Source organism: Streptomyces sp. NBC_00258, from assembly GCF_036182465.1.
Lineage (GTDB): Bacteria > Actinomycetota > Actinomycetes > Streptomycetales > Streptomycetaceae > Streptomyces.
In genome coordinates this window covers 7,089,001-7,104,787 of the sequence record NZ_CP108081.1, presented here as the reverse complement: position 1 = coordinate 7,104,787, position 15,787 = coordinate 7,089,001, and the positions used below count along the sequence as shown (strand labels likewise).

Genomic DNA, 15,787 nt, shown 5'->3' with positions numbered 1-15,787 from the left:
GTACGAGTGAGTCATAGACATATGCCAAACCGCCCCTGACCTGTGGCCACTACCGTCCGCCACATGGTCAGCTCATCCCACGAGGCGATGCACCGCATCTTCCAGGAGGACCCCGGCGCTTTCGCGCGGACCTTTCGGGCCCTCGACCTCCCGTTCCCGGACCCGGTCGCGGTGTCCCTCATGCCCACCGACCTCACCGAGATCAAACCGCTGGAGCGACGGGTCGACACCCTCCTGCGACTGGACACCGCCTCCGGTGAGAGCCACCTCCTGGTCGTCGAGGCCCAGGGCAAGAGGGATCCGGACAAGCCCGCCAGCTGGGCCTATTACATCGCCCACCTCTATGCGAAGTACCGCATCCCGCCCGTCCTGCTCATCACCTGCCAGGACAAGGCGACCGCCACATGGGCCGCCGAGCCGATCACCATCGGCCCTCGACAGTGGCGCACCCTCACTCTCCGCCCCCTCGTCCTGGGCCCGCACAACGTCCCGGCCATCACCGACCCGTCCACCGCGGCCCGCGACATCCCCCTCGCCACACTCTCCGCCATCACTCATGGCAAGGACGACAACGCCACTGCCATACTGAAAGCCCTGGCCGCCGCCCTGAAGACCATCGACGAAGAGACCGCGCGTATCTTCGCCGAACTCACCGAACTCGGCCTCGGCACCATGCCGTCCGCCAAGATCTGGAGGCATCTGATGTCCGTCGACCTCTCCTTCTTCCGTTCGGAGACGTCCCAGCGCCTGCGTGCGGAAGGCCGCGTCGAGGACATTCTGGTGGTCCTGGACGAGCGCGGCATCGAGGTCCCGGACGACGTACGCGCCCGGATCACGGACTGCATCGATCTGGAAGTCCTCCGGACCTGGCTCAGACGCTCGCTCACGGTCACGACCGCCGGGGACTTGTTCACGATCACGGACACGTCGGACTGACCGGCACCGCTGAAGCAGGCCCCAGCATCGCGGACTGCTAGATCCCCGCCCGCAGTTCACGTTCGAGGAGAGACAGACAGCCGGCCAGGTCCGGAGCGGCGATCTCGCACGGGATCGGCCCTTCTGTGTAGACATCCCCTTCGACTCGGGAAGGGGGCAGGCGGTACACGGTCGAGCCGTCGGTGGTGCTCAGGGCGAACAGGGCCCCTCCGCCGTCGGACCCGAAAACCACGACGGAGTCCTCGCGTGAGCCGACGATCCGCGTCGGCAGGTCCCCGCGCAACCCGGCCACCGTCTGGGCTTCCGGGTGGACGAAGAACCCCGAGCCCACGTCCGGAAGACTGACCCGCTCCACGTATCGGTAGAACGTGACCAGATCCTCGGGCACGCCGCCGACGCCCGTGATTTCCTCGGATCCAGAAGTCGAGGCACGAGCCACGTAGTTCTCGTCCGGCGGGTAGCCGAACTTGGACGTGAACTGCTCCATGAAGGTCGATGCGAGCGCGTCCATACGCCCGGCCCATTCGCCGATCCACTCACCAGTAATAGTCACGGAATCCCTCATCGATCGTCCGGGCGAAACTCTCGATCTCGGCCCGCGACGCGTTCGGGTTCGCGGTCCGGAAGTCTGCCCAGTGGTTGGTTATGTCCTGATGGTGATTGGTTGCACGCCCCCCCGACCTGCTACCAAGAATTCCCCGCATGTTCGACGGGTGGTCGAAATCGAAGTCTGCGAAATCGGGGTGCCCACGATACTCCTGGGGTATCGCGTGATGCGCGTCCCAGTCAGCGGGCAGTCGCTGTCGGCCGTCGCGGTGCAGCGCTGCCTGGAACCGTCCCCGGTAATTCTCCAGCCGAATGGTCGGGAACTCCGGATCCATCCCCTCTGGAACACAATCGTCCGGAGCCAGGCCCAACGGGTCGGAGCTCTGCTGGGGTGTGGCCACATACCCGTGATGGTTCGGTGCCGCTTCAAGACCGAGCGGGTCCGGCGATATGTAGCGGGCTGTCTCGGGGTCGTAATGCCGGTGGTAGTTGTAGTAGTGGCCGGTCTCAGGATCGGCGTACTGGCCGGGGAACCGCAGTGGGCAGTCGACGGCGCCGGGCTCCGCAGGGGCCGGGTCGCCCCGGACGCCGGAGCCCCAGACCGTGGCGAGCCGCCGCCAGGCGACGTCACCGTCCTCGTCGACGAGTTCGGTGGGAGCACCCACGAGGTCCGCGACGATGGCGTAGAAGCGGGTGTCGGTGTCGCCGTCCCCGACCGTCTGGGCGATCGGTCGGTGGCTCCCCGGCGTGTAGTCCCAGGTCTGGACCCGGCCAGTGTCGTCGACCTGTTCGGCGAGCCGGGTGCCGTCCCAGTTGAACCTGATCTCCTGGAGCGTTTCGCCGCCCTCGGCCACGCGCCGCTTGGCGATTCTGCGGCCGATGGGGTCGTAGAGGTAACTCCACCGGTGTCCGTCCGGCGTGACCGTCCCGATCAGCCGGTCTTCGGTGTTCCAGGTGTATGTCCACGTGCGCGACTGGCCGTTGAGCAGACGGCGCGTCTTGCGGACGAGTCGGCCCTGAGCGTCGTGCTCGTAGACGGTGCGTCCGGCGCGCCGGACGAGCGTGCCGGTGAACTCCCGGGCCCCTTCCGCCGCACCGTCGCCCGGTGTCTCGGCGTGGGTGACGTTCCCTGCTCCGTCGTAGGCGTATCGCTCGGTCCAGTCATAGGCGACGACCGCGGTGATGCGTCCGTCGGGCTCGGAGTCGAAGCGTCGCGCTCCGGCCGACCGGTCGGTGATCCCGGCCAGGCGTCCGTCCACCTCGTAAGTGAAGACGCGTTCCTGAAGGAGCTCCGTCACACTGTCCGGGTGTGCCTCGACGGTCTGGCCGATGAGCCGATCGACCGAGTCCCATGTCTGGGTGAGGGCGAACGCGTCACCAAGGCGCCTGCCGGTCTCACGGCCGAGGACGTCGTGGCTGAAGGTGAGCGTCCGCCCCGCCGTCTCCAGGGACACCGGCAGGTCGGCGTCGTCGTAGGACCACGTGGAAACGTGCCCGCTCGGCGTTGTCCGGGACACGCGTCGGCTGATCGCGTCGTACGCGTACGCCGTGCTGCGTCCGTTCACGCTCTCCGCGACGATGCGGCCCAACGCATCCCGGTCGACACGGAGTTCGACATCCTCGTCAGCCGAATGGACGACCGAGTGAATCAGCCGGCCGACAGCGTCGTACGCGTACGTCGTCGTCTCGTCGGCGGTCTCCAGGGATGTGGTCCGTCCCATGGCGTCGCGGGTGAACCGGACGGTCTCGCTGCCCGCGTTGGTTCGTGAGGTGAGGTTCCCCGCGGCATCGTGGGAGTACGTGATCGACCGGCCGTTGAAGTCGGTCTCGGACACGAGACGGCCGGCCCCGTCGTACGCGTAGGACCAGGAGAGCCCCTGTGGGTTGGTGACCCGGCTCAGACGCCTCTCGGTGTCGTACGTGAAGGAGTACGACCTTCCGTCGAGCCCGGTCCGTGCACGCGGCAGGTCGAAAGGGCCGGTCGCGAAGCGGGTGGCACGCCCCGCGACATCCGTGTGGTCCACGAGGTTTCCCTCGCCGTCCCACGTCCACCGCTCACGTCGGCCGTCGTGTGTCGTGCGCCAGAGCAGCTTGCCCTCGGCGGACCATCCCATGCGGATCGCACGGCCCAGGACGTCCTCTACCGTCCTGGGCCGCCCGAACGCGTCCCGCTCGATGCGGGCGGAGTTGCCGAGCGGGTCAGCGGCGGCGACCACCAGGCCCGCCGAGTCGGTTACGAAACGCCGAGTGCGGCCCAGCGGGTCGACGACCTCGGAGGGGCGGCCCTGGTCGTCGTAGGTGTAACTGGTCGTGAATCCGGCGGGGTTGGTCGTGGCGATCCGATTGCCCCGCGTGTCGTAGTCGTGCCGCCAGATCGCCCCGTCGGCGTCGACGACCACGGTCGGCTGGTGCCACTCGTTGTACTCGGCGGTTTCGATCGTGCCGTCGGGGTGGTGGATCGCGGTCGGATTGCCCACGTCGTCGTAGGCGAAACGCGTGACGTTCTCCAGCGGATCCGTGCTGGCGAGAAGGTGGTTGTGCCTGTCCCATTCGCTGCGGGTGGTGTTGCCGAGCTGGTCGGTGACGGCCGTGCGCTGGAGGAGTTCGTTGTAGGAGTGTGTGGTCGTGTGCCCGAGCGAGTTGGTGTAACGCGTTTCCCGGCGCTCGGTGTCGTACTCGATGGTGCAGCCGAGGATGCCGTCGATGCCCTCGCCGCGTACACAACGGTCCTGGCCGTCGTAGGTGAAGCGATACCAGGAGTTGTTGCGGTCGGTCCAGGACGTGATGCGCGCGTGGTCGTCATAGGTCAGCCGGAGGGGCAGGCCGGAGGAGTTGTGAATCTCGGTCAGATCGCCGTCGCTGTACGCGTAGCGCAGCAGGGTGGTGCCGTCCGGGCCGTCCTCCGGGTTGCGCAGCCGCAGACGGGAGATCCGGTCGTTCTCGACGTCGACGTCGACGTGATAGCCACCGGTGTGCCGAACGGCCACGGGCGTGCCGTCATCGGCCCGGTCGAACTCGATGCGGTGGCCGTTGCGGTCGGATATCGCGGCCAGCGGCAGGGTGAACGCCTCATCCATGGGCGCGGATCTGCCGACCGGGGCGAAGTGCCGAACATGGCCCGTCTGCGGATCGGTGATGCGGATGGGGGCGCCGGGCGCCCCGTCCCAGTCCAGCGGCCACCGCGGCCCCTCGACAGGCAGCACCGAAGTGCCGGGCGACGGCACGGGATAGACCAGGATCATGCCGTCTTCGGTGGCGAACAGCGCTCCCTCGGCATCGAGTTCCAGGCGCTCGTCGAGCGTGGAGGCCCAGGACGGGCCGAACCAGCGGCCCCACCGGTACGTCGACAGATGCGTACGACGCAGAACCAGCGGGAGCAGCCCGGGCAGCACCACATCGGTCTGCTCCATGAGCATCTCGCCGGAGACCATGTCGATCGGGTCGCCACCCTTGCAACGCCCCTTCGTGGGCTTGCTCTTGGCGAGCGCGTCATCACCTCCGCGGCGCAGCCCTTTCCCGAGGCCTTTCGCCATACCTTTCAGGCCTAGCTTGCCGAGCCCTTTGAGCCCCTTGGCGAGTCCGCCAAGAGTCGTCAGGCCTTTCATCCCGGGTATGCAGTCCAGCGCCGCGAAGGCCACATCCAACAGGGATGCCTGGCCCTTCATATATTTGTTGAGGGTGTCGGCCAGGACCACGAGTGCCGCGATGAGGACGATCGCGCCCAGGATCGGCCCGCCAATGATCAGGGCGATGACACCGAGGACCGCGACGACGACCTTGCAGACGGCGACGATGGTGTCCCAGTTGTCGACGAACCAGTCCCCGACCTCCTCGTACCATTTGCGGTTCTGAATGCCCGCGTCGGAGGCTTCGTCCAGCTTCCGCTTGGCGTCACCGGCCGCGTCCTCGCGCATCTTCCGCGCGTCCCCGGCCATCTTCTTCGCGGCATCGAGCGCGTTCTGCGCGGTGGTGACGTCGGACTGGGCGGAGGTGTGGGCGTCCTTGGCGCTCTGGGCGTCGCGGGTGGCGGCGCGGACCTTGGACTCGTCCGGCTTGGGGACATCCTTGCCCGCCGACCCCGGGTCGTCCTTGTACTTGTCCGCTTCCTTGTTGGCGCGGGTGACCCACGAATCGGCCGAGGAGAGACGGGACTTGGCGGAGGAGAGGTCCGCCTGCGCCTCCCGCCCCTGGGCCAGCGCCTTGTCGGCGAGGGCCTGGGCGCGTTCGAGTTCGGGCCAGTACGCCGCAAGCGCGTCCCCGGCCAGGTCGTACGACTTCTTCAGCTTCTTCAAGTTCTTCGGGACACCGGAGAACTCATCCCGGAACACATCGGCCGTCTTGCCCACCATCGTCAGGACGGCGTCCTCGTCCGCCATCCCCTTCACCAGACGCAGAGCGTCCTGCACATCGTCCGCGAAGTCGTGCAGATTCTTCGCCAACGACTTCACCCGGACCGGATCCCCCGGCGTCGGATCCTTCTCCAGATCCAGCACATGCCAGTCCGTCGGCCGATAACCCGCCACGCCGCAACCCCCGTCACGCCAACCCCGTCAACCACACATACGCACAAGTGAAGTTACTGGGTACGGGCGTTCGATGAAAAGGTCACGATGATGGCGGGGCTACCTCACGGTCACGACGGCCCTCCGCCGCCGTGGTCCGCCGGCTACTCCGCGAAGCGGAACGTCGACGTGATCGCGTCGAAGATGTCGAAGAACGAGTCGGCGAGGTCGAGCACCTGGCTGCTGCCCGCGACGAGGGCGACCTTGCCCTCCTGCCCCGGGACGGGGATGAACGTTTGCATGAGCACGGCGCGGATGGTGCGCTTGAGGGCGTCGTCGGGTACGGGGATGTCCTCGATGCCGTACGTCCGCGCGGCCGTGCCGACGCCGGGGATGTCGACCGTCGTGACCTTCCGCCACGCGTCGCCCTCCTTCTTGGCCTCCCGCACGGCGAGCTGGCTCGCGATGACCTGCGGGTCGGTGGAGAGGGGCTCGCCGGCCTGCGTACGCCCGCCGACGAGCGAGACGGTGATCGAGCCGGTGATGGGGGTGTCGCCGCCGAAACTCTCGGCCATGCAGCCGCAGTACAGCGCGCCCGACTTCCAGGCGTCCGCCGCGGCCTTCCGGAGGAAGGCGGTGTACGTGTCCTGGTACTTGGCCAACTCGGGCTGCTGCCGCACCCGTTCGGCCACCATCCGCCGGATCGAGTCGTCCCGCGACTCGGGCCGCACGTCGAACTCCCACCACGACTCCGGAACCTTGATCAGGAAGCCGCCGCGCTCGATCGTGAGCGTCTCCATGTAGCGGGCCATGTGGTTGATCTCCCCCGGTTCCGAAGCAAACTGCAGTACTGATGTGCGCGTAAGCCTACGAGGCCGCGTACGCGCGGTCCCAGCGGCTCATTCGTACACTCCCCCAGGCGCCCATCGCCACGGCGGCGAGGACGAGGGCGGCGATGAATCCTCCGTACGAGTCGGACTCGGCGTCGGTCACCGGGCCGGCGACGCCTTCGGGGTCGTACCGGACGCGCAGGATGTCGCCCTTCGAGGCCGAGCGGCAGCCATCGCCCTCGGAGAGCGTCGGCGAGATCCTTGTACCGTCCGCCCGCCGACCCAGGACTTCAGCGGGACCGCGGGGGCGAGCCAGCCGAGTCCCGCCGATCCGAGGGCACAGACGAGGCGGGACACATTCGCTCTGGCGTGCTACTGCTCCTGGCCCCTGCCTACGGGCTCGTCGGCCTCGGGATACGCGACGAAGGTGCCCTTCGCGGGGAGCGTTACGACGAGGCCTCGTTCGCGGAGTTCGCGGACTGCTCGGCGGGCGGTCAGGTAGGCGACTCCATACTCCGTACCCAGATCCCGCTCACCGGGCAGCCGCGCTCCCGGGCTCAGGTCGCCCGAGGCGATGCGGGCAGCAATGTGGTCGGCCACCTGCATATAGACGTACGCGATCTTGTTGGGATCGATCGGTGAATCGCCAGTCTCTGCTGCCATAACAACCACCGTAAAACAGCATTGAGCTGCAGTGATGGTCCTATTGCTGCGTACTGCTATGCACTGACATGCGCAGCAATGTAGGCTCTTTGCACGAAAGACCCCGGCGACGGAGGCAACCGTCCCGGGGCATGGCCGACGCTTAACCCTTGAAATGGAGCGCCAACGTGCTGGACCTTACCCTCCGATGCCTCTCCCGAATGCTGAGCATCTGCACCCCCCACCCCCGAGGCCGCCACCGGCTCGGAGTGATCCCGCCCCTCCGGTTCACCCCCGTCCCACCGCCCCGCTTCAGCGGAGTCCTCCGCGGCCGCGCCGCCGAACACCGCCGCCAACGCGAACGCCGCCGCGCCCTCTATCTCGCCACGCTCGGCATCGACATCGGCCCGGACCGCATCCACGGCGTCCCGGTGACCGCCCGATGACGCGCCCCGCCGTACGGATGTGCGCCCGCTGCCACCGCACGACGAGCCACCCGGTACTCGTCCACGAGGTGCACGCGGCGACGGGGCCGGGTTTCAACGTGTACGCATGCTCGGAGTGCGCCGACCTCTACCCACCCATGACCGACGTACTGGAACTCCCGGAGCCCGCTCCCCGCCGCCGCTCCCGTCTCACCCTCCGCGTCTACACGGTCGACGCGGACGGCGCCGTGACCGACGACCGGGGCAAGGTCGAAGTCCGTACGGGCAGCTGGACCGACTCACTCCCTCACACATCGGCGTATCCACCGTGCGGATGCCCGCGCTGCCGGACGCGAGAGCGGAGCACGGTTCAGGAAGCCTGACCCCGGCAACCGTCAGCCGACACCCGTCACCACCTCCCGGCCCCGAACGCGCACCCCGCGTTCGGGGCCGCTGTGTGCCCAGACACGATCAGGCCACGAGGGCCATGCGCTTGCCCCGATTGGTCCTCATCCGCCCGACTGTGCAGGGAAGTTCGCTGTAGCGAAAATGATCGCCCCACGGATACGGTCGTTGCTCTCGACTGCACTTTTGTCTCACGGGGAGTCCACTGTGAAGCGCCGCACTTTGCCGGTTGCTGCCGCGTTCACCACCCTGTTGCCGGCGGCTTGCGGGGTTGAGGGCGCAAGCGACGGCGACCGGTCCGGCAGCGACGACGAACTCGCAGACGACGACGCCAACTTCAGCCCCTCCCCCCACATACAAACCACTCAGGGAACCCGGACCACAACATGAGTGACCTCCGTCTCGAAGACACCGTCTTCGAAGACCTGAAGAAGACCTTCTCGACGATCAGCGACCGGATGGACACCGCGCGCCGCACGCTCCGTGGCGCCGACGGCTCCGCGGTCGGCCAAAGCAAACTCGTCGAGGAGGTCCACGAATTCGCCGACGACTGGGGCTACGGCATCAAGCAGCTCGGCAAGCACACTCAGGGCGCCGTGAAGATGATCAACAAGATAGGTGAGGAGTTCGGCAAGCTCGATCACGATCTCGCCGAGTCCCTCAAGACGAAGAAGAAGGGCAAGTAATCGTGGCCGGCAAGCGCCCCGCCTTTCCGAACATAGGCTGGGACCCGACGCCGGGAGACGTCGACGACACCCGGGACCTCGCCAAGAAGCTGGGCGGTCTGGCGAGCGACCTCGGCACCACTCTCCGCGAGTTGGAGCGGATCGAGGCCGGTGCCTGGAAGGGCAAGACCGCGGTCGCCTTCACCGAGTACGTCGGCAAGGACGTCACCCCGCTCATCCGCAAGAGCCACGACTCCTTCGACAAGGCCTCGCGCGCCCTGCACCGGTGGGCGAACGAACTCCTCGACTTCCAGGACGAGGCGAACCGGCTGGAGAAGTCCGCCGGGGAGAAGCTGGAAGCCAGGGAGACGGCCCAGCAGAAAGCCGACGCGAAAGGCGACGGCAAGGGCAGCGAGGAACTCGGCAAGGCCTCCGGCGCGGTCGACGAGATCACGGGCAAGGTCCACGACCTGGAGGACCGCTACAAACGGGCCGCCGGCAACATAAGCAAGGAACTCGACAAGGCCGGCGACATCGCACCTGACGAGCCCGGCTTCTGGGACAAGCTCACCAAGGGCGTCTCGGACGCGTGGGACGCCACCGGTCAGTGGATCAAGGACCACGCCGACATGATCAAGCTGATCGGCGATCTGCTTAGTGATCTGACGGCCGTTCTGGGTCTGCTGGCGATCATCACGCTGCCCTTCCCTCCGCTGGCAGCGATCTTCGGTACGGCTGCACTCATCGCGAGTGGGCTGGCACTGGTGGCGCACGGAGTGGCCAAGGCCGCCGGAGCCGATGTGAGCTGGATGCAGATCGGGCTGGACGCCGTGGGATTGATGCCGGGGATCGGTATGTTCAGCAAGGGCATCAAGGTGGTCGGCGAGACTCCGGCGCTCGCCAAGGCAGCCGCTCTGGGCGAGGGTTTCCAAGCCAGCTCGATCGGCAACTCACGAATCCTTATGGCATTCGGTGAGAAGGCACAGGGCCTGACTGGTGGCCTCGGCAAGGCAGGTCTGGTGAAAATCGGCGGTAAGTCAACTGATGTCTGGAAGGTCGAGCATGCGACGAGCGGCTTGATGTCGCGGATGGGAGGACTTGCCAGCGCTGGATATCACGAGGGCCAGTGGGTCGGCTCCAAGGGGCTCAACTTGATTCCCGGCGTGAGCATCAATCCTATGGGAGCCGGTATCGCAATCGACGCCGGAGCCAAGATCCTCCCCAAGATCACTAGTATCCACCAGCATGTAGGAGAGGCACTCTTCCCCGGCGACCAGTTCGAGAAGTCGGCATCGGGTAGCTGAGCAGCCGGTACAGAGTGGGCACGTACGACGACGTCCACAAAGCCGCCACGTAGGAGAAGGCGTAAGGACATGCACATCTGGCAGCCCGAACCGGGCGAGACACTTCTGGGCCGTACTCCGATCACTTTCGCGTCCGGCGCGGCAATGCGCGTGCGAGGCATGCGATGGTTCCGGGACGCGGAGCGCAATGACATCCAAGGTGAGCTGCCGGGCTGGCCCGAGGGACCCGCGTACACGCCCCGTTCAACAGGAGAGTCGGTCGCACGAAACTCCATAAAGGGTGCGGCAATGGCGCTGGGTGCCGCCGTCATGGGCATCCTCGGCTCGGCCGGCGGAAATATCAGTGGCACCTACGGCGACACCTCCGGCAAGGACACATCGGACGACCGCGCAGACGAGGTTGAGGACTTCCCGGTCCTGTGGGCCGCACCCGGCACGATTGCCCGCACCCTGCCCTGGCAGTTGGATCCCGGCCGCTCGGGCGAAAAGCACTACCGAACGCACGCGATCGTCACAGACCGTCGACTGGTCATCGTAGGTCTCCTATACCACAAGAAGGATGACAAGCTCATCGAGGACGAAACCCTCTGGGAGATCCCTCGATCCCACATCGGGAGAATCGAGCGTCGGGATTTCAAAGACGGGCAAGACGTGAAGATTTCCTTCACAGACGCCTCGTGGTGCAGGTTGAGCAGCTTCAGACGAGAAAAACTCACCCGGTATCTCCTCCACCCTCTCGACCTCGTCCCCTTGGGCAGTCTTACTCCGGCACAGCGAAGCGCTGTCGAGGACTTCGTCGCCACAGCTCACGCCCCGGACGTCGGAACGCCTGTGGTCGATCGCCGCCCCTCCGGCCACTACCGGGTTGAGGTTCCGGTGCCGAGCGAACTCAGTTCCTTCTTCGGCTCCAACAGCCGCAGCATGATCATGAACTCGGACGGGGCCCAGGTACAACCGAAAGACGTCCGCCCGGAAGACCTCTGACCTCTGCCCCTACGCCTGACCAGAACGGCTCAGCCCTTCATGACTCCCCCCACCGAGACCACGAGCCCCCTTCCCACCGCCCCCGCCTCCCAAGAACCCCCACCCATCTGGTTCCTGGCCCCCGAAGGCTTCTTCGCCCTCCCTCTCGCCGCCACTCCCGAGGAAAGAGCCGAGCTCTCCCAGTCCTTCGTACGAGAGCTCTACTCCCGCGGTGACGAGAACATATGGGAGCCGGCCGCCCCGTACTACGCGGCGATGGCCGAGATGATGACGGGCACCGGGGTCTCCTATTCGGCCGTGGGGCTGTTCTCCACTGCCGGCGAAAGCGAGGAGCGGGACGGGGAAACCGTCCGGCACGAAGGAGCCGACGGCGTCGCCCAGTGCGCCCTCACCGTGGCAGCCGTGCCGACGGACCAGGACGACGCCGACACCGATGTCGTGGCCCAGGGCATCCTCGCGATCCTCTCCGGCGACGAGTACAACGACGCCCGGTGGCTGGACCTGCCGTGCGGGCCTGCTGTGTCCTGCGTGACCATGCGCGAGTACAAAATCCGGCCGGAGCTGACGGAGACCGGTGAACAGGTTGATCTGCTCACCGGGCAGATCCAGGTCCATGTCCCCTTCCCCACCGGCCCGTTCACCGCGGTCTTCACGCTCCACACGGCGTCGATGGACTACTGGGCCGAGTTCTGCGACCTGATGGTGGCGGTCCTCCAGACGGTGTCCTTCACGGATCCGACGGAGAGTGCGGAAGGCGCGGAAGGCGCGGAAGGCGCGGAGAAGGACCAAGCACGTTGATCGTCGAGACCGATTCCGACCCAGCCGTGTGGTTTCACATGCCCCTGCGTGGCAGCGGGGCGGAATTCGCGCAGTGGATGGATCTGCAGCTCAAGGCAAGTGCTCTGGTCCACCGGCGCAAGCTCACCTGGCGTGAGAAGCGGCAGACGAAGAAGTTCCTGGAGAGTTCGGCCGCCATGCTGCGCGACCGCGTCGAGGCCGACCAGGCGTTCCTCTTCGGCCCGATGCCACCGCAGGTGTCGCCGCTGGTCCTCTTCACCAAGCAGTTCGCCTGCGACGAGGAACACAGCCCCCTGCACCTGAGCAAGCTGGTCGAACCCGACCCCGCGGCCGCCGCCGCGAGTCGGCACGTGGACACGGTCCCCTTCGTCTCGCCCCACTTCGGCGAGGGCCTGCGCAACGTACGCAGTTGGACCCGCCCCGACGGCGGCCCGATCATGTCCGTCGCGTACGCCTGGAACGACGAGGCCCGCGACATCGACCTGGTGCTCAAGGGCCACTACGACGACCCCGAACTCCTCGAAGCCTCTCTCGACGCCATCGACGACTTCGCAAAAAGCATCTGGCTCGCCTGACGAACTCCGCGGAGGCGCGGACCGGAACACCTTGGGGGACAAGAACATGGCAGGGTCAGCCAGGCCAAAACGGCGGAGGGCGGCCGCACCTTCGCTGCGGTATGAGCACCGGCCCGGCAAACGCTCGGAGAGCAAGGGCAAGGGTTCCGGTAAGGGCGACAAGGCGTTCGGCTGTCTCGTCTTCATCTCCCTTTCAGCCGTCTTCGTCCTCCTCGCCCTTTCGGACATGTTCTGGGGCGACGAAACCTGGGAATGGTCGGCCGACACATGGCCGGGCGGCGCGTACGGCTTCGCTGTGTTCCTGGGAGCGCTGGTGCCGTGCGTGGCGACGCTCTTCGTCCTGTCCGCATCCCGTACGGACTGGAAATCCTGGAAGGCTCACAAGGCACGCTCGTTCGGCTGCACGCTGCTGGCCGTCATGTGCGGAGTGGCGATGCTCCAGCTCGTGTCGCTGATCTACAACGCCCAGAACACCGGCAAGTGGGGCCGCGGTCCGGACAGCTCCCCCAGCTGGGTCTTCAGCAACTACCCCTGGCTGTGGGCGGTCGGCCTGGTGTCCACCATCGCCACGGCCGCGCTGCTGATCGCCTTGGCCGTGGCACGCCACAAGCGGACTTCGCCGGCCGGTGACGCCGGTGCGCCCGAACCGAATTGACTCTGTTTGCTGCCTCTTGTTGCTTCTCGCGGAGAACTTCGCAGTGGCGAAAACCCGCCCCCCACAGCTAGCGTCGGGCGACATGCGACAGACCGCGCCGGCCGACCGGACCGCCGATGGCAGGACCGATGGCAGGACCGATGGTGAGAACGTCTTCGGCCTGATCACGCCCGAGGACTGGTTTCGCATTCCGCTTCTTCCCGAGGAGCGGCGTGAAGCGTCCGTGAGTGCCCTGATCAAGAGGCAGTTCGCAGGTGTGGACGACCAGCCGGTGCTTCGCCGTCAGGCGGAGGAACAGTTGCTGGGGGCCGCCGAGGCGGGTGTCGAGCAGGGCGGAGTGGTGCTCTACCTGTCGTTCCTGGAAGCGGCCGGTATCCCTCTCTCCGCGTCCCTCCTGATCTCCCGCATCCACCAGCGGTTCGACACCCTCGACGCCGTCTCGGCGCTCAGGGGCAAGGGCGAGACCGCTCCCGTACGGCTGCCGGCCGCCGGGCGGGCTGCCCGTCGGCGACGGTCGGAGCGGACCCGGGAGTCCCGGCGGCTGGGCACCGAGTTCGCGGACACCATCGTGGAGTACTTCGTGCCCGTTCCGGATCGCGACGAAGTGCTGATGCTGACGTTCAGCACCCCGCTGGAGCCCATCGCGGACTCGATGGTGGAGCTCTTCGACGCGGTCGCCGGTACCCTGCGCTGGCAGAAAACGGCTCAGCCGACCCAAGCGGCTCAGGCGACTCAGGCAGCTCAAGCGACTCAAGCAGCAGAGACAGCTCAGGCAACTCAGGAACCACGGGGGCAACAGGCATGACGGAGGGGCGACTCAGGGTCTCCACCGAGGATCTGCACACGGCCGGGGTGGGTCTGCGGACGGTGGCCACGGAGTTCGAGGGGCTCGACAAGCTCCTGGACGCGTACGACCGGCGGACGGTCGGGCACAAGCTTCTGCAGGAGAGGCTGCAGGAGTTCTCCGACGGCTGGAACGACAACCGCGAGAAGATGATCGAGGAGATCAAGGGCCTGGGCGAGGTCGCCAAGACGGCCGGCGAGGCGTACACCCAGATCGACGACGAGCTCTACAAGGCGCTCGTCGGCCAGGACAAGAACGGCAAGAGCAAGACCGGCAAGGACCAGAAGTGACGCGCCCCGCCGACCACCGCTGGGAGGTGCTGGGCGAGAGCGAGGATCCCGTACCGGGTGACGTGTACGACCTCACGGCGCTCGCCAAGCGTTTCACCGCCACCGCGAAGACCATCTCGGACGCCGCCGCCGCGCTGCGCAGGCTCGGCGACCAGAAGAGCTGGGACTCCAAGGCGGGCCGGGAGTTCGCCGAGAAGGCCGACGACACCGCGAAGACCGTGAGCAAGGCGCACGGCCGCTACGAGGAGGCCGGCGCCGCGCTGAAGGAGTACCACACCGAGCTCTCGACGATCCAGGGCGAGGCGGACGGGCTGCTGAAGCAGGCCGAGACGAAGAGCGGCGATCTCACGACCGCGAAGTCGAAGGCCGACAACCCGCCCGAGGAGACCGACAAGGCCGGGCAGAAGACGCTCGACACCGCGGTGACGAATCTGCAGGGCGACCTGGACGACCTGCGCGGCAAACTCGCCACGCTCAAGGGCCGGCACAACACGGCGGGCAACTCCGCCGCCAAGCGCATCCACGAGATCACCGAGGGCGACGACCTCAACGACTCCTGGCTGGACGAGCTCCGGGACACCCTGAACATCGTCGCCGACATCGCGGGAGCCGTCGCCGCCGTCTGCGGGGTGGTGGCGCTCCTTGTCGGCTGGATCCCGATCATCGGGCAGGCGATCGCCGGTGTCCTCGGCACCATCGCGCTGATCGCCACCGCCATCTCGCTCGTCTGCCATCTGCTCCTCGCCATCAACGGCGACGGGTCGTGGGGAGACGTCGCCATGGACGTACTGGGCCTTGCGACCTTCGGTATCGGACGGGTCTTCTCCGCCGGTGCCAAGCTCGCCGCCACGGCCGGCCGCAGCCGCGTCTGGACCGCGGCGGCCCAGTACGTACGCGCGTGGAATCCGGCCATGAGCTCGGCCGCGCGGCGCGCGCTGGTCATCGAGATGGTCGGTGCGCGCGCCGGGGCGACCGGAGCGGCCGCCGCGCCCCGCGTGGGCCTGGGAGGCGTGTTCAGGGGTCTTGGCACCTCCTTCGTCGACGACCTGGGCACGATCCGGAGCAACTGGAGTGACCTGTTCAAGGTCGGCGACAACGTCTCGGCGGTACGGGACGCCTACCGCGCCGGTGGTGCGCGCGGCCTCGCGAGCATGTACGTGGGCCCCGGAATGGTCGACGAACTCTCCCGGATCAAGAACATCGATCCGACGGACCTGAGCTTCATCGGCACGCCCGACGCCTTCAAGCAGGCCATGTCGTACAACTCGTGGGCGCTCGGGGCGACCGGTACCGGGGCGACCTCGGACACCAACAGCTTCATCGGGCTCTTCGACAGCAACGACATCGACGTGACCGGCCCCGACGCCTCGCTGGCGGGGAGGTAGC

The 15,787-nt window shown here is 67.0% G+C and carries 17 protein-coding genes; 12 read left to right on the top strand and 5 right to left on the bottom strand.

Annotated features, from left to right (window positions below; translation table 11 throughout):
• Window positions 1-63 precede the first annotated feature (63 nt).
• Window positions 64-936 carry a hypothetical protein gene (locus OG718_RS31660; RefSeq protein ID WP_143643494.1) on the top strand — a complete coding sequence of 291 codons (873 nt, stop codon included), beginning with the start codon at window positions 64-66 and terminating at the stop codon, window positions 934-936.
• Between the two features lie 37 nt (window positions 937-973).
• Here the strand turns inward: OG718_RS31660 and OG718_RS31655 are convergent, their stop codons facing one another.
• The 5 genes from OG718_RS31655 to OG718_RS31635 form a co-directional block, all read right to left on the bottom strand.
• The gene (locus OG718_RS31655; protein WP_143643493.1) at window positions 974-1,489 is read right to left on the bottom strand and encodes a hypothetical protein; all 516 of its coding nucleotides are present in this window, start codon (window positions 1,487-1,489) and stop codon (window positions 974-976) included.
• The gene (locus tag OG718_RS31650) at window positions 1,473-6,005 is read right to left on the bottom strand and encodes a DUF6531 domain-containing protein (RefSeq protein WP_328845796.1); all 4,533 of its coding nucleotides are present in this window, start codon (window positions 6,003-6,005) and stop codon (window positions 1,473-1,475) included. Before OG718_RS31650 ends, OG718_RS31655 begins: the two co-directional genes overlap by 17 nt.
• A 143-nt stretch (window positions 6,006-6,148) precedes the next feature.
• Entirely contained in the window at window positions 6,149-6,796 is a 648-nt protein-coding gene (locus tag OG718_RS31645) for a hypothetical protein (RefSeq protein WP_306939383.1), read from the bottom strand.
• A gap of 55 nt (window positions 6,797-6,851) precedes the next feature.
• Window positions 6,852-6,977 (bottom strand): hypothetical protein, encoded by a 126-nt coding sequence (locus tag OG718_RS31640; RefSeq protein ID WP_328845795.1) that lies wholly within the window; start codon window positions 6,975-6,977, stop codon window positions 6,852-6,854.
• A gap of 209 nt (window positions 6,978-7,186) precedes the next feature.
• Window positions 7,187-7,477, bottom strand: coding sequence for a GntR family transcriptional regulator (locus OG718_RS31635; RefSeq protein ID WP_143643488.1), 291 nt, complete (start codon window positions 7,475-7,477; stop codon window positions 7,187-7,189).
• A gap of 167 nt (window positions 7,478-7,644) precedes the next feature.
• On the opposite strand from OG718_RS31635, the gene OG718_RS31630 reads away from it, so the two are divergent.
• The 11 genes from OG718_RS31630 to OG718_RS31580 all read left to right on the top strand — a co-directional run bounded on the left by OG718_RS31630 (window position 7,645) and on the right by OG718_RS31580 (window position 15,786).
• On the top strand, window positions 7,645-7,902 hold the full coding sequence (locus OG718_RS31630) for a hypothetical protein (RefSeq protein ID WP_328845794.1): 258 nt from the start codon (window positions 7,645-7,647) through the stop codon (window positions 7,900-7,902).
• Window positions 7,899-8,264, top strand: a complete 366-nt coding sequence (locus OG718_RS31625; protein WP_328845793.1) for a hypothetical protein — start codon at window positions 7,899-7,901, stop codon at window positions 8,262-8,264. Before OG718_RS31630 ends, OG718_RS31625 begins: the two co-directional genes overlap by 4 nt.
• A 408-nt stretch (window positions 8,265-8,672) precedes the next feature.
• Window positions 8,673-8,972 carry a hypothetical protein gene (locus OG718_RS31620; RefSeq protein ID WP_143643485.1) on the top strand — a complete coding sequence of 100 codons (300 nt, stop codon included), beginning with the start codon at window positions 8,673-8,675 and terminating at the stop codon, window positions 8,970-8,972.
• 2 nt (window positions 8,973-8,974) lie between these two features.
• Complete coding sequence (locus OG718_RS31615) at window positions 8,975-10,255, top strand: enoyl-CoA hydratase/isomerase family protein (protein ID WP_328845791.1); 1,281 nt, start codon at window positions 8,975-8,977, stop codon at window positions 10,253-10,255.
• Window positions 10,256-10,324: 69 nt separating this feature from the next.
• Complete coding sequence (locus OG718_RS31610) at window positions 10,325-11,239, top strand: hypothetical protein (protein WP_328845790.1); 915 nt, start codon at window positions 10,325-10,327, stop codon at window positions 11,237-11,239.
• 39 nt (window positions 11,240-11,278) lie between these two features.
• A complete protein-coding gene (locus OG718_RS31605) occupies window positions 11,279-12,037 on the top strand; it encodes a hypothetical protein (protein ID WP_328845789.1) in 759 nt (252 codons plus the stop codon).
• Window positions 12,034-12,612 (top strand): hypothetical protein, encoded by a 579-nt coding sequence (locus OG718_RS31600; RefSeq protein WP_223064999.1) that lies wholly within the window; start codon window positions 12,034-12,036, stop codon window positions 12,610-12,612. The genes OG718_RS31605 and OG718_RS31600 overlap by 4 nt, the downstream gene beginning before the upstream one ends.
• A 46-nt stretch (window positions 12,613-12,658) precedes the next feature.
• Complete coding sequence (locus tag OG718_RS31595; protein ID WP_328845788.1) at window positions 12,659-13,267, top strand: hypothetical protein; 609 nt, start codon at window positions 12,659-12,661, stop codon at window positions 13,265-13,267.
• Window positions 13,268-13,349: 82 nt separating this feature from the next.
• The gene (locus OG718_RS31590) at window positions 13,350-14,072 is read left to right on the top strand and encodes a hypothetical protein (RefSeq protein ID WP_328845787.1); all 723 of its coding nucleotides are present in this window, start codon (window positions 13,350-13,352) and stop codon (window positions 14,070-14,072) included.
• Window positions 14,069-14,401 (top strand): hypothetical protein, encoded by a 333-nt coding sequence (locus tag OG718_RS31585; RefSeq protein WP_143643478.1) that lies wholly within the window; start codon window positions 14,069-14,071, stop codon window positions 14,399-14,401. The genes OG718_RS31590 and OG718_RS31585 overlap by 4 nt, the downstream gene beginning before the upstream one ends.
• Window positions 14,398-15,786 (top strand): putative T7SS-secreted protein, encoded by a 1,389-nt coding sequence (locus tag OG718_RS31580; RefSeq protein WP_143643477.1) that lies wholly within the window; start codon window positions 14,398-14,400, stop codon window positions 15,784-15,786. Before OG718_RS31585 ends, OG718_RS31580 begins: the two co-directional genes overlap by 4 nt.
• Window position 15,787 lies beyond the last annotated feature (1 nt).

What these genes read in the sequence shown, in the direction of transcription:
- OG718_RS31660 (WP_143643494.1), top strand. Translation starts at nt 64, where the DNA reads ATGGTCAGCTCATCCCACGAGGCGATGCACCGCATCTTCCAGGAGGAC.
- OG718_RS31645 (WP_306939383.1), bottom strand. Translation starts at nt 6,796, where the DNA reads ATGGCCCGCTACATGGAGACGCTCACGATCGAGCGCGGCGGCTTCCTG.
- OG718_RS31635 (WP_143643488.1), bottom strand. Translation starts at nt 7,477, where the DNA reads ATGGCAGCAGAGACTGGCGATTCACCGATCGATCCCAACAAGATCGCG.
- OG718_RS31625 (WP_328845793.1), top strand. Translation starts at nt 7,899, where the DNA reads ATGACGCGCCCCGCCGTACGGATGTGCGCCCGCTGCCACCGCACGACG.
- OG718_RS31620 (WP_143643485.1), top strand. Translation starts at nt 8,673, where the DNA reads ATGAGTGACCTCCGTCTCGAAGACACCGTCTTCGAAGACCTGAAGAAG.
- OG718_RS31610 (WP_328845790.1), top strand. Translation starts at nt 10,325, where the DNA reads ATGCACATCTGGCAGCCCGAACCGGGCGAGACACTTCTGGGCCGTACT.
- OG718_RS31605 (WP_328845789.1), top strand. Translation starts at nt 11,279, where the DNA reads ATGACTCCCCCCACCGAGACCACGAGCCCCCTTCCCACCGCCCCCGCC.
- OG718_RS31595 (WP_328845788.1), top strand. Translation starts at nt 12,659, where the DNA reads ATGGCAGGGTCAGCCAGGCCAAAACGGCGGAGGGCGGCCGCACCTTCG.
- OG718_RS31590 (WP_328845787.1), top strand. Translation starts at nt 13,350, where the DNA reads ATGCGACAGACCGCGCCGGCCGACCGGACCGCCGATGGCAGGACCGAT.
- OG718_RS31585 (WP_143643478.1), top strand. Translation starts at nt 14,069, where the DNA reads ATGACGGAGGGGCGACTCAGGGTCTCCACCGAGGATCTGCACACGGCC.